Source organism: Tenacibaculum sp. SZ-18 (assembly GCF_002813915.1).
Lineage (GTDB): Bacteria > Bacteroidota > Bacteroidia > Flavobacteriales > Flavobacteriaceae > Polaribacter.
In genome coordinates this window covers 1,600,118-1,619,781 of record NZ_CP019335.1, presented here as the reverse complement: position 1 = coordinate 1,619,781, position 19,664 = coordinate 1,600,118, and the positions used below count along the sequence as shown (strand labels likewise).

The following is a 19,664-nucleotide window of genomic DNA, read 5'->3' as shown; positions in this document are numbered from 1 at the left end:
AAGCTTAAAACTTACACTATGACAACATCAGAAATATTTTCAATGGCAAATTTTATAGCTATTCCAATGTGGCTATTATTAGTTTTTGTGCCGAAATGGAAAATAACAAGATTTCTTATTGATTATAAGTTAATTCCTATAGCACTATCACTTGTATATGCTGTTTATATTATTCATTATTTAAGAACCGAAGGAATGATGGATTTTGGTAGTTTAAATTCTGTAATGGGTTTATTTACTAAAGAAAATGCTGTTTTAGCGGGTTGGATTCATTATTTAGTCTTTGATTTATTGGTTGGTATATGGATTGTTAATCAGAATAATAAATATAACATTCATCAACTTTTAATCGCTCTTTGTTTATTTGGAACTTTTATGTTTGGACCAATTGGTTTTCTATTATTTATGATTATGAAATCTTTAAAAAACTCTGAAAATGAAATATCTTAAAACAATTATTAACACAGTAAAAAAAGAAAGCCCAATACTATTCAGTATTGTGTTGATACATTTATTCTTTGCTATTATAGCCACTGTAGGATTATTGATCGATGAAAGGACATTGTTGGGAGTAAACGTATGGATTAAACCTTTAAAATTCTTGATATCAGATGCTGTATTTTTACTGACTTCTGGATATTTAATTACGTTCTATCCTTATTCAAAAAAGAAAAGGAATATTATAAATAATATTGTTTCATTTACGATTTTCTTTGAAACTGCAATAATTGTGATGCAAGGTGCTAGAGGAGTTCCATCGCATTATAATCAATCTTCTTTATTTGACGGTATTTTATTTGCAATGATGGGAGTTTTAATTGGTATAAATGTTTTAATTATGCTATTAATGTTAATTGATTCTATCAGGCTAAAGCTTAGAACTCATAAATCAATTCAATTAGGAATTATTTTAGGATGGATCATTATAATAGTAGGAAGTTGGATTGGTGGGCAAATGATAAATCAAATGTCACATAGTGTTGGAATTTTAGATGGAGGAGAAGGGTTGCCATTTGTAAATTGGAGCACAATTGCTGGAGATTTAAGAGTAGCACATTTTTTTGGGTTACATGCCATTCAAATAATACCTTTATTTGCAATGATAACCTCAAAAAAAATGAAATTTACTATGAACAAACAAATATTATTAGTTTTATTTTTTGGATTTTTATATGCAAGTTGGATTGGTTTTACATTTTATCAAGCTAAACAGGGAATTCCATTATTAAGATTATAAATCATGTTAATATTCAACAAAAAAAAACGAATACAATATTTAGGTTTTAATGACTTTTGGTTCAGTTTAATCGGAATTTTAATTCTAAGTTTTATAACCGACTATTTATTTAGCAAATCGTTTATCAGATTACCATTTTCTATTGCAATTTGGAGTTGGAGTGTTTCATTATTTTATACAGTTTGTGATTGGATAATTCTTAGAAGTGTTTTAATATTTTTGAGAAAGAAATTTCCTAATTTTAAAGATGATACCAAGAGAATTATCTTATTTATATCGTCAATAATTATTGTGGTTACCTTAGTTGACTACCTTGGAGGAAAGTTTATTAAATTCTTCTTTTCATTACTAGGAGATAATATAAATCATACAACTCAATTAAGAATTTTACTCCCAGTTACTATTATTACAACCATGACAATGGCTATTTATGAAGCCATATATTATTACATTCGGTTAAAGAAATCTATTCGTGAAGAAGAACAAACTAAACAAATAATTATACAGGCACAGCTTGATGCACTTAGAAATCAAGCGCAGCCACATTTTCTTTTTAATAGTTTAAATACTTTGAGAGATATTATAGATCAAGACCCTAAAGAAAATGCTAAAACATTTGTAGATAATTTATCGAATGTTTACCGTTTTATAATTGAGTCAGGAAACTCGAATTTAATTTCTTTGGAGAAAGAAGTCAAATTTGTTAAGGCATACATTCATATTCAAAAGGAAAGATTTGGTGATAATTTAAAGGTTTATTGGAATATTCCTACTCAGAATTTACATCAACTTATTGTTCCAATGAGTTTACAGCTTTTAACGGAAAATGCTATAAAACATAATATAGTATCAAAATCAAAACCGCTTGAAATTTATATTGCACTTACAGATAATAAAATATCAGTTTCCAACAATATCCAATTAAAATCTACCAAACTTTCATCTACTAAAATTGGATTGAAAAATATTGAAAAACGATACAGTTTAATTACTAATATACCTGTGCAAATCGAAAAGGATAATAATTGTTTTAGAGTATTTTTACCTCTACTAAAGACATCTGATTTAAAGTGCTAGTTATGAATATACTTATTATTGAAGACGAACCAAGAGCTGCTCGACAATTAGAAAATCTACTAAATGAAAGTGCTTTAAATTTCAATGTACTGGATGTAATTGATTCTGTGGAAGAAGCTATTTCTTGGCTTAAAATAAATAAAAATCTAGATCTAATTTTTATGGACATTCAATTAGCGGATGGCTTAAGTTTTGAAATATTTCAGCATCTGGAAGTAGAATCACCAATAATTTTTACTACAGCTTTTGATCAGTATGCAATTCAAGCATTTAAAGTGAATAGTATAGATTATTTGTTGAAACCAATTCAACGAGAGGATTTAGACGCCGCCTTAACTAAATTCAATAAAACAAATTCTTCTAACACTATTCAACCAAAAATTTTAAAACAGCTTCTTGAATCCGTGCAGGAACCACAATATAGGTCTGGTATATTGGTAAAAGAAGGTAGTGGATTTGTTCAAATCAAAATATCAGAAATTCTTTATGTGTATTCCGAGAATAGCATCTCATTTGGAGTTACTCATAACAAACGATTCATAATAGATGAAACAATTGATCAATTGTATTCTTCTCTAAATCAATCTCAATTTTATAAAATTAACCGTGGACAAATTGTTTCAAAATCGTCAGTTGAAAAATTAAATCCATACTTTAATCATAGAGTTAAACTTTCCATTACTAATCCGAGAGATCAAGAATTTATTGTAAGTAGACAAAAATCCAGTGATTTTAAACGATGGTTAAACTCCTAATTTTAGTAGAGTAAAGAATTAATTTTACTTTAAAATTGAATGAATACCATTTTTTAATTTGTATAAAGCCATAATCTCTGTTTCAGTAAGACTTCTATTAAAAATTGACAATTCATCCATTAAACCAATATATCCCAGTCCTAAATAGATATTAGACTTATTGAGTTCCCAAGTAAAAGGAGTATCAATATTTACTCTAGTTCCTTTTAACTCACCATTCATATATAAAGATGCTTTTCCTTCTTTAGTGTTTAAGCCAGAAAAGTTAATTAAAATGTGAGTCCATTGACGAGTTCCAAATGGAGGGTTTTTAACTCCAGTTAATCGCTTATTAAAAATAGGATTTTCATTATCTGGTCCTTCTGGATTTGGGTTCCAAACATTTCTATCACCAATTACTCCTAATCTAAAATCACGAGGGTTTTCCTTTGTGAAATCAACCCAAATTGCAGCATCATTATAACTCACATCTGTAATTTGAATAGGATCACAATAGCCTGGTTCTAAATCTTTAGCTGGATCTAAACTTAGCCAAAACGAAATAGCTCCATTCCAATTAATTGAATCATAAGAAATATTCTTTGTACTAGGATAATAGATATAGCCTTTACTTCTTTCTGTAAAAACTAAACCTGATCCAAATTTTCCTTTATTTTCTTCAAGTTTAATATCTGGTTTATGCAGTCCTAATTTTGCTGAATCAACGCTGTTTCTATTAGGAGCTGTATACATTTCGGCATCTCCCAAAGCAAAGTCAGCTTTAACACCATTATCAAAAGAAGCATAAAAGGTCAATGATTTTTTTAATTCTAAATTTGTTGTATTCACTACTTTTTCTTCATTTTTATTTGTGTCTTTCTTTTCTTGTTTGCAAGAATAAAAAATAGATATAGATAGTATTGAAAGTACAAGAATTCTAATCGTTGCTAAACAGTTGAACATGGCATATTTGATTTTAAAGATAGTAATCAAATGTACTAATTATAAAGTGTAATTTATTTATGAAAGTAATATATAACAATTTCAAAGGTCCTGTTAAATAATTGTTTGTTTTGAATTTAGAGTATATTCTTTAGTATTTTAGAGGCACAAATAAAATCTGAAAGCGCATACTTATGAGAAAATTACTTCTTATGGCTTTTTGTATTACAATGAATTTACAATACACAGAAGCTCAAGATAGAATCACAGGTGAACCATTTGCAACTCGTTCTGAAGTTTTAGGACAAAATGGAATGGTTGCCACGAGCCATCCTTTAGCTACACAAATTGGTTTAGATATCTTAAAAAAAGGTGGTAATGCAATTGACGCTGCCATTGCAGCTAATGCTGCATTAGGATTAATGGAACCAACAGGTTGTGGAATTGGAGGTGATCTATTTGCTATAGTTTGGGATGGAAAAACAAAAAAGATATATGGCTTAAATGCAAGTGGACGTTCACCTCAAAAATTGACTTTGGAGTATTTTGAAAAAAATAACATGACTAAAATTCCATCTCACGGACCAATTCCAGTGAGTGTACCAGGTGCCGTTGACGGATGGTTTGAACTTCACAATAAGTTTGGATCTAAACCAATGTCTGAAATATTAGCTCCTGCTATCAATTATGCGGAGAATGGTTTTCCTTTAACTGAACTAATTGCATGGTATTTACAAAGAAGCATTCCTTTTTATAAATCTAAAAATTTCCCAAACATTACTGAAACCTATATCACACAAAACGGAGGGAAACTGCCTAACGAAGGAGAAATTTACAAGAATCCATATTTAGCAAACACATATAGAAAAATTGCTAAAGGCGGAAGAGATGCTTTTTACAAAGGAGAAATTGCTAAAACTATTGGTAAGTTTATAAAAAACCAAGGAGGCTTTTTATCTGCAAAAGACTTAAATAAACATAAATCTGAATGGGTAGAGCCTGTTTCTGTAAACTATAGAGGTTATGATGTATGGGAATTACCACCAAACGGACAAGGCATTGCGGCTTTACAAATGTTACAAATCCTAAAAGGATATGATTTTTCAAATATCGAATTTGGTAGTACAGAACACTTACACCTTTTTACGGAAGCTAAAAAATTAGCTTTTGAAGATAGAGCCAAATATTATGCAGATATGGATTTCTTTAAAGTTCCTGTTACCGAATTACTTTCAGATTCATACGCTGAGAAGAGAAGAGCTCAAATTGGGAAACGAGCAGGAAAATATAATGCGGGTAAAATTTCTGCGGGTGAAACTATTTATATGACGGTTGCAGATAAAAACGGAACAATGATTTCATTGATTCAAAGTAATTATAGAGGAATGGGATCGGGAATGGTTCCTCCTGAATTAGGATTTATGCTCCAAGATAGGGGAGAATTATTTAGTTTAAAAAAAGGGCAAGCAAATACCTATGAACCAAACAAGAGACCATTTCATACAATTATTCCTGCTTTTATTACTAAAAATGGAAAACCTTTTGTTAGCTTTGGGGTTATGGGTGGAGATTTTCAACCCATGGGGCATACTCAGATTGTTATGAATTTAGTAGATTTCGGAATGAATTTACAAGAAGCTGGAGATGCACCAAGATTTGACCATACTGGCGGCGCTAACCCAATGGGAGAAACAACTACGAATACTGGAACCATTCGAACAGAATCTGGGATTCCTTACACAACAATTCGAGGATTAATTGACAGAGGTCATCGAATTGGCACTGTTAGAGGAGTTTATGGTGGATATCAAGGAATCATGTGGAATGATAAAAATAAAGTATATCATGGAGCTTCTGAAAGTCGTAAAGATGGACAAGCTGCAGGTTATTAAAAATATAAATTTATTATAACGGAAAAGCGACCTTGATTACAAGGTCGCTTTTCTTTGTAAAAATTGATTGAATTATCTTCTTTTTGATTTATACTTTAGATCTTTTGCTTGAATTTGCTTTATCCAAAGTTCCTTTCCATCCTTATCTAAAATTTGAATACTAAGCACTCTTTCCTTTCTTGGGCCACTTACTTTGAGCATTCCAAAATTATGTTGACCAACAAGAGTTTCTTGAAGTTTATATACATTTAACTCTTCTTTATTGGCGTGTGCCCCCGCAGTTAAAGAAGAACATGTTAGGTCGTATATAGGATACACTCTATTACTTTCTTGCATTTTACTTAATGCTGTATGATGACGATCACCATCTAGGAAGATGACTCCTTCGATTTTCGCTTCACGAATCTTCTGAATTAAATAAGTACGTTCGTTCTGATAAATAGCATGATTTTCATACATTGCTTCAGAACTAATGAATTGTCCACCAACAGCGATAAATTTAAATGGGGCTCGACTAAAAGTCAATGCATTAATTAACCAATCAATTTGTTCTTTACCTAGCATTTGACGCTCTTCTGTTTGATTGTTATTTGCGGTTCTATAATAGCGATTATCCAATAAGAAAAAATCTAAGTCAGCCCATTGAAAATACCCTGTTATCCCTCCTTTATCAATAACATCATAATTTGGATTTCCCCAAAATAATTTAAAGATTTCAGAGGCTGTTTTTTTCATTGGAAAACTTCCGTCAGCATTGTTGGGTCCGAAGTCATGGTCATCCCAAATTGCATAATGATGTGTTGATGCTAATAATGGTTGAAGTTCTGGTAAAGATCTAGTATGTGTGTACCTATGAAGAAAACCTGTTCGTGAATCCCAATCAACTTCTCTTAAATATGTATTATCACCTAACCAAAGCATGAAATCCGGTTTCTTTCTATGGATTGTAGTGAAAATTTCATGTTCACTCCCATAAGGTTTTCCAGGTCTATCAACTTCTTTTTCGTTTACATAATTACAACTTCCAACAGCAAAATTCACCTCAGGTGGATCTGTTCTCCATTGCCAAAGCGTTTGCGCTTGAAATTCCATTGGATAATCTCGTTTTATCCTTCTACCATTAACAAATACTTCATAGGTATATTTCTTTCCTGGTTGAATTTCATTTGCAATTAATTTCGCAACGAAACCAAATTTCTTTTCAGTTGTATATTTTTCTGTTTTAAATCTCTTTTTAGGTTCTTCTTTGTTGAAATACTCAAAATGTACTTCGGCTGCTTTTTTAGTCTGCACCCATAATAAAGCTTCCTTCATTGAAGAATAACCAACCATAGGTCCAGATTGAACTAAATCTTGAGCTATAATCGTCAAACTGTTCATAAATAAAATAGCTACAAAAAATATCGTCTTTACCATCTGAATGTATTTAACTAGTTAATTAAGTAATTGAGCAAATATAATAGTACTGAATTAACTAATGTTTTTTAAATCTTAAGAAATTCATAATTATATGAGTAACTGTAGTAACCGTTCAAGTTTTAAAGCAGCAATTACTATCTTTATAAAACTTAAAATCTAACCCAAATGAAACTAATTAAATTTTTTACAGTATTAATTGCAATTGCAGTACTATTTTCGTGTAAAAATGAAAACAAAAAGAAGGAAGAAAATTCTGCAAATTTGAAACAAGCAATAGTAAACGTTAAAGGTAAAGAAGTAATCTATGCCACTGATTCAACAAAATTAAAGGGATATATTTCTTTTGATGAAAATGTAGAAGGAAAAAGACCTGGTATAGTCATAGTGCATGAATGGTGGGGACATAATGATTATGTTCGAAAACGTGCAGACATGTTAGCCGAATTAGGTTACACTGCTATTGCCATTGATATGTATGGTGACGGAAAACAAGCAAGTCATCCTGAGGATGCTGGTAAATTTGCAAATAGTGTAATGTCTAATTTACCCGTGGCAAAAGCACGCTTTAAAGCAGCGTTAGATCTATTAAAAAAGCATGAATCTGTGGATGTTGATAAAATTGCTGCAATCGGATATTGTTTTGGCGGTAGTGTTGCTTTAACAATGGCTAATACTGGAGAAGATTTAGATGCTGTTGCCGCTTTTCATAGTGGAGTGCAACTTCCTGTAATGCCAAACAAAGAATTAAAAGCTCGTGTATTAGTATGTAACGGAGCTGAAGATCCATTCATAAGTCCTGAATCAGTAAAAGCATTTACTTCTGCATTAGATTCTTTAGGAAAAAAGTATGAATACGTTTCTTATCCAGGAGCAAAGCATAGTTTTACCTCTAAAGAAGCAGATGCAAATGGAGAAAAATTCAAACTTCCGCTAGCATATAATGCTGAAGCTGACCAAAAATCTTGGGAAAGTTTACAGCAATTGTTAAAAGATGTTTTTACTAACTAATCTTTATTAATCAAATAATTTTAAGAATCTTTTATTCATGAGAAAAACACTCATTGTCTTTTTGAGTATTTTTTTGAGTACGAATCTTTTTAGTAATGCTCAAAAGAACAAAAACAAAAAATCTGAATTAAGTAAAATCAGTATTTCTGGATTAAAATGGCGTAATGTTGGTCCAGCTTTAACATCAGGACGTATAGCCGATTTCGCCTTCAACCCTAAAAATCCGTTTGAGTATTATGTGGCTACTGCAGCTGGAGGTGTATGGAAAACTGTAAACTCGGGAGTTACATATCAACCAATCTTTGATTCACAAGGATCATATTCCATTGGATGTGTTAGTGTTGACCCTAACAATCCCAATATTATATGGGTTGGAACAGGAGAAAATAACAATCAACGATCAGTCGCCTATGGAGATGGTGTATACAAATCTCTAGACGGAGGAAAATCTTGGAAACATATGGGACTTAAGAATTCTGAGCATATCGGAAAAATTATAGTTCATCCAGAAAATTCAAATATTGTCTATGTCGCTGCAATTGGTCCGTTATGGAGCAAAGGTGGAGACAGAGGTTTATATAAAACTGAAGACGGTGGTCAAACTTGGAAATCTGTTATAAAAGTAGATGAACACACTGGAGTAAACGATGTTGTTATGGATCCTAGAGATCCAAATGTTTTATATGCATCAACATTACAAAGAAGACGTCACGTCTACACTTATGTTGGTGGTGGACCAGGATCTGGTATGCACAAAAGTGAAGATGGGGGAGAAACTTGGACCAAAATTAACAAAGGACTACCTGGTGTTGAATTAGGAAGAATTGGATTAGCAATTTCTCCTGCAAATCCAGAAATTATTTATGCAATTGTAGAGGCTGCTAATCGTAAAGGTGGTTTTTACGCTTCTACAAATAGAGGTGCAAGTTGGGAAAAACGCAGTTCCCATGTAACAAGTGGTAATTATTACCAAGAAATAATTGCAGATCCAATAGATGAAAACACGGTATATTCAATGGATACTTGGATGGCAGTAACTCATAATGGAGGAAAGAGTTTTGAATTAGTTGGAGAAGATACTAAGCATGTTGATAATCATTGTATGTGGATTAATCCAAACAACAATAAACATTGGTTAGTAGGATGTGATGGGGGTATTTATGAAACCTTCGATGGAGCTAAAACATGGGACTTTAAAAAGAATCTTCCTGTTACTCAATTTTATAAAGTTGCCGTAGATAACGATGCACCATTTTACAATATTTATGGTGGAACTCAAGACAATTTCAGTTTAGGTGGACCATCAAGAGTATTAACCAATCACGGTATTCGTAATTCAGAATGGTTTATTACAAATGGAGGAGATGGTTTTGAGTCTCAGATAGATCCGAATAATCCAAATATTGTGTATGCGCAATCTCAATATGGAGGGTTAGTACGTTACGATAAAAAAAGTGGTGAAACTGTAGGAATCAAACCTAAAGCAAGAAAAGGTGAGAATGCCTATCGTTTTAATTGGGACGCACCTTTAGTTGTGAGTAGACATGTTCCTGGAAGATTATATTTTTCTGCCAATAAAGTATTTAAGTCAGATGATTATGGAAATAGTTGGGAAGTGATTAGCGATGATTTATCTCAACAAATTGATAGAAATACTTTAAAAGTGTATGACAGAGTAGTAAGCATGGATGCTGTTATGAAAAACGGATCGACTTCGCTTTTTGGAAGTATCGTTGCCTTTTCTGAATCTCCATTAAATAAAAACTTGTTAGCTACTGGAACCGATGATGGATTAATTCATATTTCTGAAGATGGTGGACAAAACTGGCGTAAAATTTCTAAGATTTCTGGAGCACCAGAACAATCTTATGTAAATAGTGTATTCTTATCTAGACATAATGAAAATATAATTTACGTGGCTTTTAACCATCATAAATATGGAGATTTTAAACCTTATATATTTAAATCAACAAATAAAGGTAGAAGCTGGAATCCGATTCAGTCTAATTTACCAGAAAGAGGAAGTGTTTATGCTATTGAGGAAGATCACATCGATAAAAACTTATTATTTGTAGGAACTGAATTTGGTGCATTCTTTTCACCAAATCAAGGATCAAACTGGAAACAGTTAAAAAAAGGTTTACCTACAATTGCGGTTAGAGATATTGCTATTCAAGAACGCGAGAATGACCTAGTTCTGGGTACATTCGGACGTGGATTTTATGTTTTAGACGATTACTCTGTTCTTAGAACTATTGAGAATGCTAAACCTACCGAAAAAGCTAAAATATATCCAATCAGGACTGCATTAATGTGGGAGCAAAGTAGTCCTTTAGGTTTACCTGGAAAATCTTTCCAAGGTGATAATTTCTATACTGCTGATAATTTAGGTCCAGAAGCTTTAATCACATATTACTACGATTCAAGCTACAAAACCTTAAAAAGTAAGCGTCAAAAGAAAGAGAAAGAGCTTACTAAATCTGGTTCGGACACTCCCTATCCTTCATACGAAGCTTTAAAGGCGGAAACTGACGAAACCAAAGATGAATTAGTTTTTGTTATTAAAGATTCAAATGGAAAAGTAATTAAAAAGCAATTTAAGCCAGCAGTAAAAGGCGTTCAAAGATTTCACTGGGATTTAAGATATACACCGCAAAATCCTATTAATTTAAGAAAATCATCTTTTTATAACCCTTTCAGTGGTAAAGATGAAGGAACATTGGTTGCTCCTGGACAATATACAGTTGAAATGTCTTTATACAAAAACGGAGAACTCACTAAGCTAAGTGATCCAGTACGTTTTGAGGTTAAAGCATTAAACAATGTAGAAATGCCTGCTAAAAACCGTGCAGAGAAAGTAGCATTCCAAAAGGATTTAGCAAAGTTACAAGCTGATATGGGAATCATTAGAAATTTAATGTCTGAATCAAATAATAAATTACGTTATATCAAAGTTGGTATTAAAAAGTCTGAACAACCAATTGGATCGTTAATGACAGATGTATTAAATATCGAAAAACAGTTGATAAAAGTAAGACTTTCTTTATATGGTGATGCTGTTAAGCGTAGATTAGATATTGATCAACCTTTACCTGTAGCTAATCGTTTAGGAGCAATTGGATATGAGCAAAAATATTCAACTGCGACTCCAACAAAAACACATCGTGATAATTACGAAATAGCTAAAGATGAAATTATTGTTCTTAAAAAGAGAGTAGAGCAGATTTATAATATTGATATCAAAACATTAGAGAAAAAATTAATTGATTTAGGAGTTCCTTACACACCAGGAAGAGGTTACGAGCCTAAAAATTAGATATAAAAGTATACTTAACATCTTAACGAATACGATTATCCTTATTGGGTAATCGTATTTTTTTACCTAGCTCTAAGTTTGAATATTGAGTCGAATATCCATTGATTTAATTTTGTTTATTGCTAATTAACAATTTTGTAATCAAATAAATCGAATTGTAAATCATTTGTAAATCGAAAAGTAAAATGCGTTTAAAAGAACAACAGACGATTCAAGAAGAAGATGTGTACATTAGAAATTGTTTTATAATTAAAGGAAAAGTAATAAACTTTTTATACGATAGGAGATGGGAATTAATATGTTATTTTTTTTAAAAAATGTGATAGAACGATTAATTGTTTAAGTTTATGACATAAAAATGTCTGCTAAGTCTATTACAATGGGACTTGAAAACCTTAAGTTGAATAATTCATAAACGAAGTAACAAATTACTAATATACAAGGTTGCATAATCAAATAAAGACAGGTTAGAAGTTATTCAAGAAGGAAAATTATTTGAATTTAGATTATTTTTTTATGTTCAAATAATTAAAAAATATTAATAATTAATTTCTCTGGAATTGTGTTATTTCATTGGAGCTTTACATTAAAAGATAAAGAATAAGTTTTGGTAGAGAAAGATTTCCTTTTCCACTATGCATCAATTCACATTTTGAGGTTAAGAAAAAGAAACAAACCAAGTGATTAATTAATAATATTTTTTTAAGGAGTCTTAAAATAATTCATCCTAACATTATTCTTTTTGAAAAATAAAAAACCAGAATTACTATTACTAATTTATCGTAAAACTACGCTCTAAAGTAGGAGTTACCTTTTGTTCTTGTACATCTCTATCAAAGAGACGTTCTAAGTTATTCCCAGCTAAATCTTCTATTAACTTATTACACTTTAAAACGTACGTATTAGGTTTCCATTTATGAAATGGTGTAAAAATAACTTTATTGTTATTGCTATCGATAGTAAAAACACCTTCAATTTGTTTATTATTATATAGTATAAGATTATTAATTAAACTACCATAATCTAACTTATCATTTAAATGTATAACTAATTCATCTTTTGTATTTCTTTTTGGAGGATTCAATTTCCAATTATTTATATCGGGTTGAGTCCTATCAGCCTCAAAAACTTCAAAGGAAAAAGTAAAATTAGACCTCATTGGAATTCCTTTCGAATCCTTTAAATTTCCATCAATCATTAATGTGTATGATTTACCAATTTCTAAAACTTTTCCTAAATGTTTATTTGGACCTAAATCTCTTTTTTGTCTTCCTGGTTCTATCCATAGAGTAAGGAGTTTTCCATCATTTGAAAGCAAAGGATTTTCTAATGGCAAAAATGCTCTATCTACCTTTTTTTGAGTTATATTATCTATTAAGGAAATATGATCGTAGATATTCGTTGGATTTACAGGTTTTGAAAACTCTACATACCATTTTAATAAATTTGATGGAAGTTCAGAATAATTAGGATATAAATTTTTAACACCAAGAATCTTATAATTAGATTCTAAAGGAATAGAAAACTCATAAAGTTTCCTACCATAAACTACGGTATAATTAGTCTCTACTTGAAATGGAAGTAAAGGAGAAAACGTTAATTTATCTCCTTGTCTTTTTATATTTCCTATAATAGATTTTCTATTATTTATTTCTTGTAAATTTTTAAAAGTACCTTTATAGACTTTAATAACATTTTGCACATCAGTAGTTACAACTTTTATAGACGTTCTATAAAAAGAAAACTTTGGAGATTGTGAAAACAACTCCAAAGTCATTATAAAAAATAATAGTGTTATTAATCGCATTAAATTGTGGCAATTAAAGTATTACAACCAACGGTTAGAACTTGTTTTTAAAGCTAGTTTACCGTTAGCTTCTCTCTGAATAAAAACAAATTGCGTATCATTCAATTTATCTAATTGTTGAACATTAACAAAAGGTAAATTAATAAAATCAACACCGCTCGTTCCTGCACGTTCTTTAACACGAGTGTTCACAGAAGTATTAAACGCTTCAATATCTGAAACTTTAATTTTCATTAAAGCTCTATTGGAATTTGCCATTAAAATATAGCGTTTTCCATCTTTAGTCATTTCAATAATATCTAAAGGAGTATTCCAATTTCCCAATTCCGCTACAGTTCTTCCTTTTGTGTGTGCACCAGGGTTTAAGCTATTCATAGGAAAAACAACTAATGGTGTGCACGTATAACTTGCAATTATATGTGGTTGATTGTTTATGGTTGTCGTCATGAATGTCTTAATCGGGGCATGGGTTTCATACTTTCCATGAGCCGCATGGTAAATCTCTAATGAACTATCTTTTTGATTATTTGTAAAAGGAAATGGAATTGATCTAAACGTTGACGCAAATTCAGCATTATTTAATCCTGAAATCATTACTTGTCCATTACCATATTGAATATCCGTAATGGCTAGTCTTCTTAAAGGTCTTCCTCTTCGATCTTTAGCATCAGCTTTGATTACATTTGATACGGCTGTTTTTGAAAATGAAACAGAACTTAAAGACACATTTTCCAATGTATTATTATTAACAAGGAAAAGAAGTGATTTTCCAGAGCTATGTTGTGCTCCTAAATACACATTTTGATTTACAGGATTTACAACCAGATCTATAATTTGTAGCTGATCACTATCAGCACCCAATAAATCACTTAAAAGAGATTCAATATCTTTTATATATAACTTCTTGTTTGTTGCTTTTTTGGCTGAACTCATATCAACTGCAACAATTTGTGAATTTTCACTATCTCCTAAAAATAATATTCCGTTTGGGCCAAAAGTCATGGCATTTATTGAACCTATTTCTGGATTACCCGTTGTAAAGTCTTTTGTTAATGAGTCGTTTGCAAACGAAGGTAAACAAAACAACCCTACTAGTAGTGTTAGTATTAATTTTCTCATGGTTTGATTTATTTCTACCAAATTTACGGATAACCTAAGGCCTTAATCGTGAAAGAAATGTTAAGGTTTCTCAATGTAAGAGTATTTAACATGCTCAAACAAAATTGTTTAATTCTATAATAAAGAATTAAAGAACTTAAATAATTCCTTTATTTAAATCAAAATTATATTTTCGTATAACTTGAATTTTAATTTAACATGTCTAAACTTCCTAATACTTCAGCTAGTATATTTTCTGTGATGTCACAACTGGCAAATCAGCATAATGCTATCAATTTATCTCAAGGTTTTCCAAACTTTCCCATAGATAATAGGTTATTAGAAATTTCTGAATGTTTACTCAAAGAAAATATTCATCAGTATACTCCAATGGTAGGTTTACCGTCATTATTAGATAAATTAGCTGGGTTAACTTTAAAGAATTATGGTAGATCTATTGATACTTCTTTTGAGTTATTAGTAACTTCTGGAGCTACACAAGGTATTTACACGGCAATAAATGCATTAGTTGCATCTGGAGATGAAGTCATTATTTTAGATCCAAGTTATGATAGTTATGAGCCATCTGTATTGGTAGCAGGAGGGAAGCCAGTTAGAATTTCTTTAAATGATGATTATTCTCCAAATTTCAATAGAATTGAAGATGCAATTACTTCACAAACGAAACTCATTGTAGTAAACAATCCACACAATCCTACGGGGAAAATTTGGTCAAAAAGTGATTATGAAAATCTAGAATCAATACTTGAGAAACATCCAAACGTTATCTTACTGAGCGATGAAGTCTATGAATATATTTCATTTAAACATCCTCATATTTCAGTAAATAGTAGACCTAAATTGAGAGATAGAGCAATTATTGCTTCCTCATTTGGAAAATCGTTACATGTTACTGGTTGGAAAGTCGGATATTTAATTGCTCCTGAACACCTGATGAAAGAAATTAAAAAGGTACATCAGTTTTTAGTTTTCAGTGTAAATAGTATTTCACAACATGTAATTTCAGAGTATTTAGACATTGTTAATTTTGATGAAGTTGCAAAAATGTATTCAAATAAGAGAACTTTATTTCGAGAAGCTCTGAAGGATAGTCGTTTTGAAGTACTGCCATCTGAAGGAACATACTTTCAAATCGTGAACTATAAAAATATTAGTACTAAGAACGATTTAGATTTTGCGAGAGAGTTAGTCACTGAACACGGAGTTGCTGCAATTCCGATCTCAGTTTTTTACGAAGATGCTACGGACAAACATATGTTACGTTTTTGTTTTGCAAAAACAGACGAAACGTTACTAGAAGCAGCAAAAAAGTTGAGTAAAATATAATTTATCCACCTGCAAACGGTGAAAGAATAGCAACTTCATCCTTATCTTCAAAAGAGATGTCAATATCCTTTGAAACAAGATTATGATTTACAGCAATTTGAATGTCCTTGGTTAGAATATTGTATTCATTTTCAAGATAAGATATTAATTCAAACAAACTTTGCTTTTCCATACTAATAGATTCATTGGTCTTATTAGTTTTCTCAGCTATTTCTCCAAAGTATTTTATTTCCATATTTCTAAATTAAGAATAATTTTACTGCGGCGATTGTTAAAACTCCGGCTAAAACATATTTTAATACAAATCCATTAAATTTTTTACTTCCGTATAAAGCACCTAGACTTCCACCAATTACAGCAATTGGTATAAAAAACCATGCTTCATTTGGAATCACACCACCTTTTAAAATAAAACCTATAATTCCTGATATAGAATTAACAAAAATAAATAGAGCTGAAACAGCGGCAGCTTGCTTCATAGTTCCCCATCCTAAAAGTATTATAACGGGACTTAATATAATTCCTCCGCCAATACCAATCATTCCCGAGAACAGACCTATGAAAGCTCCAATAAGTAAGGACAATCTCAAATTATTTTCTGTGATACTAGATTTCTCCTTTCCAAAAACATTTAACATTTTTAAAATAGCAAAAGCTAAAAACACTCCTAATATTTGCTTATACAAGGTAGCATTTATAGAAATATATCCTCCTACAAATGCCATTGGTATTGATGTTAAAGCAAAAGGATAAAAAAGATTCCACTTAAAATGATTGTTTTTCTTAAAAAACCAAAATGATATTCCAGAGACAAAAATGTTTAGTAATAAAGCTGTCGGTTTCATTACAGTAATTGGAAATGCAAATAAAGCCATTAGGGCCAAATAACCACTAGCACCACCATGGCCAACGCTAGCATATAAAAAAGCTACTATTGCAAGAATTACAAAAAATAGAACGAGAACGTCCGCTTGAATAAACGCCATTAAATCAATTTTATATATTCAATTTTTTGTCCTTTTTCAATTAGTGTTTCATCTTTAGGTACTACAAGTAACGCATTACAAACGGCAAAAGATTTGAGCATTGAAGAAGCTTGTCCGTCTAGTAAAGTTGCTTGACCATTTTCAACAGTTCCTTTTAAAAATAACGTTTTACCAAATTTATTTTTAATGTCTGAATTTAGAATTGCTTTTTCTTTTGGTAAATATGGATTTGAATAACCTAAATGAGCTTTTAACAGAGGAAGAACATACATATAAAAACAACTTAAACTAGATGCTGGATTTCCCGGCAAAGCAAAAACTTTAGTTGTATCATTATATCCGAACCATAAAGGTTTTCCAGGCTTTTGATTTACTTTGTAAAAAACTTCTGCAACTTCGTTATCATGTAATGCCTGTTTTACAAAGTCGTAATCACCTACAGAAATTCCACCTGAAATTAAAACTACATCAGATTTTTTGAGTTCTATTTTAATAGTTTTGAAGATTGCTTTAAAAGTATCTTTAACCTTAGAAATACGAACTTTTTTAATACCTAATTGTTTCAGCGCAAGTTTTAAAGTAATAGAATTACTATCATATACTTGACCTTCCTTTAGTTTTTTTCCAACTTTTTGAAGTTCATTTCCTGTGACTAAAATACTAACCTTTGGCTTTTTATAAACCTGTACTTTAGTAATTCCTAAACCGGCTAAAAAGCCAATGGCTCCTTCATTTAAATAAGTTCCAGTTTTTAAAGCAACATCGCCAATTTTTATTTGATTTCCCAAAGGTCTTACGTTAGCGCCTTTCTCTGGAAGGGTTGTTATCTTAAGATTATCACCTTTTCGTTCGGTATGTTCTTGCATTACAACAGTATCAGCATCATCGGGAATACGTGATCCTGTAAAAATTCTAATAGCTTCATCATAGTTCACGGGGAAATTTTCATTACTTCCTGCTGGAACTTCACCAGACACTAAATAATCGTTATTATTTGAATGCACAAAGGCGTAACCATCCATCGCAGACTGCTTAAATGGAGGCATATTAATCGGGGAAATAATATCTTCTCCTAGGATGTATCCTAAGGTTTTTTCAATTGGCTTTATAACCAAAGGCATTTTCGAAAAATGATTTTCAATATGTTGTATTGCTTCGGAAACTGAAATCATAGTGTTTTATTAATCAAAGTTTGATAGTCATTTTGGGTGTCAACATCAAATAAATCGATATTTGAGTTTATTGTAAAAATAGGAAATTCATCACTGTTTAAAATATTTGAGGCACCTTTATCACCTTCTAAATTTTCCAAAAGAGTAAAATGTTTTTTAGGAAATAATGCTGGAACACCTTTTCGTGAGGGGTAGTTCGAAGCAATAATAAAATCCTGAGAACTTTTCCATTTCTCGATAATTTTCTGGAAATAATTAATTTGTATGTTTGGTTGATCTCCCAAAACAATTAAGACAGCATCGTAATCTAAGTTTTTAATATGCCGAATACCTGAAGCTATGCTTGTTGATAATCCTTTTCTATAATTTGAATTAGTTAAAATAGTCAAATCATATTTAGCTATGGATTCTTTAATTATATCTGCATTTGACCCGAGTATACAGTAAATGGAATTATTATTTAATAAAAGTATTTTTTCAATTACTGTGCCTAATAATGTAGTATTCCCTACAGACAATAACTGTTTAGGACTTCCCATTCTTGAAGAAGACCCTGCTGCTAAAATTAAAGTGGCGATTTTCATGAAATTACGCGTGAATTTTACCCGTTAAAGTTCGCAATGAAACAGGAGTTTTCTTCCTTGTTATTGCTAATATTTCTGATAAAATAGATAATGCAATTTCTTCTGGGGTAATTGCTCCAATATTTAATCCTGCTGGACTATAAATCGTATCTAAAAACTTTTCTGACAGGTCTGTAGTATAATGAAATAATTCATTTTGTAATTGTTCTCTTCTTTTCGCAGATCCTAAAATTCCTATATAAAATGGATGTAAGGGTTCAAGTTTTATAAGATACTTTAAGTCCTTTACGTAATTATGATTCATCAAAACTACAGCTGTTTCATTATCAACTGACAATTCTGCAATTTCAGGAGAAACTGCAATAATAGAATTTGCACCAGGAAAATCAGTGAGTTGTTTTGGGTCTTTTTCCGAAGTAATCACATCTACTTCCCAACCTAATAAGCTTGCAGAAGCACAAAGTTTTACAGCATCATGTTCTCCTCCAATTATTAATAATCTGAAACAAGGTTGTAAAGTTTGCTGAAATATTTCATGTGTGTCAAAAGTTTCTTCATTTAGACTAGGAGAGAAGGAGTACGAGTTATTTTTTAATTTTATCATAGAACCGATATTAAAAATGTACTCATCTTCTTTTTTAAAAGATGAATCTATTTGAAAAGGATCTCTATTTTTTAACGAAACTTCAAAATCCTCGAAAAACTCTGGAGATAGATGAAATGGTTCTAAAAGAATGTATAAGATTCCTTCACATCCTAATCGATAACGACCATCATAGGTGATTACTTTTGAATTACTTGTTTCAAATACTGATTTAGCTCTTCTTTGCACTTCCTTTTCAACACAGCCGCCACTAACGGCGCCAACCATTTTTCCATCAGAAGATAACAACATTCTAACTCCAGGTTTTCTGTAGGAGGAACCTTCTAGATATACAACGGTAGCCAAAACATTCTTAATTCCTTTGTTTTGATTTGTTATTGCTTGATTTACAATGTTTTTAAATTCGTGTGTCAAAATGATTTATTTTCTTTAGAATTGAGT

The 19,664-nt window shown here is 31.0% G+C and carries 17 protein-coding genes; 8 read left to right on the top strand and 9 right to left on the bottom strand.

Features of this window, described 5'->3' with window-relative positions; all coding sequences use genetic code 11:
- The first annotated feature begins 18 nt into the window (after positions 1-18).
- The 4 genes from BTO06_RS07360 to BTO06_RS07345 are packed head-to-tail and all read left to right on the top strand — an operon-like array spanning position 19 to position 3,069.
- Positions 19-450: an ABA4-like family protein gene (locus BTO06_RS07360; protein WP_100924681.1), complete on the top strand. Its 432-nt coding sequence runs from the start codon at positions 19-21 to the stop codon at positions 448-450.
- Positions 437-1,237: a hypothetical protein gene (locus tag BTO06_RS07355; RefSeq protein ID WP_100924680.1), complete on the top strand. Its 801-nt coding sequence runs from the start codon at positions 437-439 to the stop codon at positions 1,235-1,237. Before BTO06_RS07360 ends, BTO06_RS07355 begins: the two co-directional genes overlap by 14 nt.
- A 3-nt stretch (positions 1,238-1,240) precedes the next feature.
- Positions 1,241-2,314: a sensor histidine kinase gene (locus tag BTO06_RS07350; protein ID WP_100924679.1), complete on the top strand. Its 1,074-nt coding sequence runs from the start codon at positions 1,241-1,243 to the stop codon at positions 2,312-2,314.
- A gap of 2 nt (positions 2,315-2,316) precedes the next feature.
- Positions 2,317-3,069, top strand: a complete 753-nt coding sequence (locus BTO06_RS07345) for a LytR/AlgR family response regulator transcription factor (RefSeq protein WP_100924678.1) — start codon at positions 2,317-2,319, stop codon at positions 3,067-3,069.
- A gap of 24 nt (positions 3,070-3,093) precedes the next feature.
- On the opposite strand, the gene BTO06_RS07340 is transcribed toward BTO06_RS07345, so the two are convergent.
- A complete protein-coding gene (locus BTO06_RS07340) occupies positions 3,094-4,011 on the bottom strand; it encodes a LamG-like jellyroll fold domain-containing protein (protein ID WP_100924677.1) in 918 nt (305 codons plus the stop codon).
- A gap of 173 nt (positions 4,012-4,184) precedes the next feature.
- On the opposite strand from BTO06_RS07340, the gene ggt reads away from it, so the two are divergent.
- Positions 4,185-5,882 carry a gamma-glutamyltransferase gene (gene ggt, locus BTO06_RS07335; protein ID WP_100924676.1) on the top strand — a complete coding sequence of 566 codons (1,698 nt, stop codon included), beginning with the start codon at positions 4,185-4,187 and terminating at the stop codon, positions 5,880-5,882.
- Between the two features lie 72 nt (positions 5,883-5,954).
- On the opposite strand, the gene BTO06_RS07330 is transcribed toward ggt, so the two are convergent.
- The gene (locus BTO06_RS07330) at positions 5,955-7,298 is read right to left on the bottom strand and encodes an alkaline phosphatase D family protein (protein ID WP_100924675.1); all 1,344 of its coding nucleotides are present in this window, start codon (positions 7,296-7,298) and stop codon (positions 5,955-5,957) included.
- Between the two features lie 168 nt (positions 7,299-7,466).
- On the opposite strand from BTO06_RS07330, the gene BTO06_RS07325 reads away from it, so the two are divergent.
- Complete coding sequence (locus BTO06_RS07325; RefSeq protein ID WP_100924674.1) at positions 7,467-8,309, top strand: dienelactone hydrolase family protein; 843 nt, start codon at positions 7,467-7,469, stop codon at positions 8,307-8,309.
- A 37-nt stretch (positions 8,310-8,346) separates the two neighbouring features.
- On the top strand, positions 8,347-11,625 hold the full coding sequence (locus BTO06_RS07320) for a VPS10 domain-containing protein (RefSeq protein ID WP_100924673.1): 3,279 nt from the start codon (positions 8,347-8,349) through the stop codon (positions 11,623-11,625).
- Positions 11,626-12,397: 772 nt separating this feature from the next.
- On the opposite strand, the gene BTO06_RS07315 is transcribed toward BTO06_RS07320, so the two are convergent.
- A complete protein-coding gene (locus BTO06_RS07315; RefSeq protein WP_157811766.1) occupies positions 12,398-13,432 on the bottom strand; it encodes an Ig-like domain-containing protein in 1,035 nt (344 codons plus the stop codon).
- A 21-nt stretch (positions 13,433-13,453) separates the two neighbouring features.
- Positions 13,454-14,551: a hypothetical protein gene (locus tag BTO06_RS07310; RefSeq protein WP_100924671.1), complete on the bottom strand. Its 1,098-nt coding sequence runs from the start codon at positions 14,549-14,551 to the stop codon at positions 13,454-13,456.
- A 198-nt stretch (positions 14,552-14,749) separates the two neighbouring features.
- Between BTO06_RS07310 and BTO06_RS07305 the strand changes: the two genes are divergently transcribed.
- Positions 14,750-15,877 (top strand): methionine aminotransferase, encoded by a 1,128-nt coding sequence (locus BTO06_RS07305; protein WP_100924670.1) that lies wholly within the window; start codon positions 14,750-14,752, stop codon positions 15,875-15,877.
- Position 15,878: 1 nt separating this feature from the next.
- Here the strand turns inward: BTO06_RS07305 and BTO06_RS07300 are convergent, their stop codons facing one another.
- Genes BTO06_RS07300 through BTO06_RS07280 form a run of 5 tightly spaced genes read right to left on the bottom strand, consistent with a single transcriptional unit; the run spans position 15,879 to position 19,637 of the window.
- Complete coding sequence (locus BTO06_RS07300) at positions 15,879-16,112, bottom strand: MoaD/ThiS family protein (RefSeq protein WP_100924669.1); 234 nt, start codon at positions 16,110-16,112, stop codon at positions 15,879-15,881.
- A gap of 4 nt (positions 16,113-16,116) precedes the next feature.
- Positions 16,117-16,863, bottom strand: coding sequence for a sulfite exporter TauE/SafE family protein (locus BTO06_RS07295; protein WP_100924668.1), 747 nt, complete (start codon positions 16,861-16,863; stop codon positions 16,117-16,119).
- A complete protein-coding gene (locus BTO06_RS07290; protein ID WP_100924667.1) occupies positions 16,863-18,035 on the bottom strand; it encodes a molybdopterin molybdotransferase MoeA in 1,173 nt (390 codons plus the stop codon). Before BTO06_RS07290 ends, BTO06_RS07295 begins: the two co-directional genes overlap by 1 nt.
- Entirely contained in the window at positions 18,032-18,619 is a 588-nt protein-coding gene (locus BTO06_RS07285) for a nucleotidyltransferase family protein (RefSeq protein WP_100924666.1), read from the bottom strand. Before BTO06_RS07285 ends, BTO06_RS07290 begins: the two co-directional genes overlap by 4 nt.
- 4 nt (positions 18,620-18,623) lie before the next feature.
- Positions 18,624-19,637, bottom strand: coding sequence for an XdhC family protein (locus BTO06_RS07280; protein WP_100924665.1), 1,014 nt, complete (start codon positions 19,635-19,637; stop codon positions 18,624-18,626).
- Between the last annotated feature and the right edge of the window lie 27 nt (positions 19,638-19,664).

Coding starts and splice junctions, on each gene's coding strand:
- BTO06_RS07345 (WP_100924678.1), top strand. CDS start 2,317: ATGAATATACTTATTATTGAAGACGAACCAAGAGCTGCTCGACAATTA.
- BTO06_RS07330 (WP_100924675.1), bottom strand. CDS start 7,298: ATGGTAAAGACGATATTTTTTGTAGCTATTTTATTTATGAACAGTTTG.
- BTO06_RS07340 (WP_100924677.1), bottom strand. CDS start 4,011: ATGTTCAACTGTTTAGCAACGATTAGAATTCTTGTACTTTCAATACTA.
- BTO06_RS07290 (WP_100924667.1), bottom strand. CDS start 18,035: ATGATTTCAGTTTCCGAAGCAATACAACATATTGAAAATCATTTTTCG.
- BTO06_RS07285 (WP_100924666.1), bottom strand. CDS start 18,619: ATGAAAATCGCCACTTTAATTTTAGCAGCAGGGTCTTCTTCAAGAATG.
- BTO06_RS07305 (WP_100924670.1), top strand. CDS start 14,750: ATGTCTAAACTTCCTAATACTTCAGCTAGTATATTTTCTGTGATGTCA.
- BTO06_RS07300 (WP_100924669.1), bottom strand. CDS start 16,112: ATGGAAATAAAATACTTTGGAGAAATAGCTGAGAAAACTAATAAGACC.
- BTO06_RS07310 (WP_100924671.1), bottom strand. CDS start 14,551: ATGAGAAAATTAATACTAACACTACTAGTAGGGTTGTTTTGTTTACCT.
- BTO06_RS07295 (WP_100924668.1), bottom strand. CDS start 16,863: ATGGCGTTTATTCAAGCGGACGTTCTCGTTCTATTTTTTGTAATTCTT.
- ggt (WP_100924676.1), top strand. CDS start 4,185: ATGAGAAAATTACTTCTTATGGCTTTTTGTATTACAATGAATTTACAA.
- BTO06_RS07320 (WP_100924673.1), top strand. CDS start 8,347: ATGAGAAAAACACTCATTGTCTTTTTGAGTATTTTTTTGAGTACGAAT.
- BTO06_RS07350 (WP_100924679.1), top strand. CDS start 1,241: ATGTTAATATTCAACAAAAAAAAACGAATACAATATTTAGGTTTTAAT.
- BTO06_RS07360 (WP_100924681.1), top strand. CDS start 19: ATGACAACATCAGAAATATTTTCAATGGCAAATTTTATAGCTATTCCA.
- BTO06_RS07355 (WP_100924680.1), top strand. CDS start 437: ATGAAATATCTTAAAACAATTATTAACACAGTAAAAAAAGAAAGCCCA.
- BTO06_RS07325 (WP_100924674.1), top strand. CDS start 7,467: ATGAAACTAATTAAATTTTTTACAGTATTAATTGCAATTGCAGTACTA.
- BTO06_RS07315 (WP_157811766.1), bottom strand. CDS start 13,432: ATGCGATTAATAACACTATTATTTTTTATAATGACTTTGGAGTTGTTT.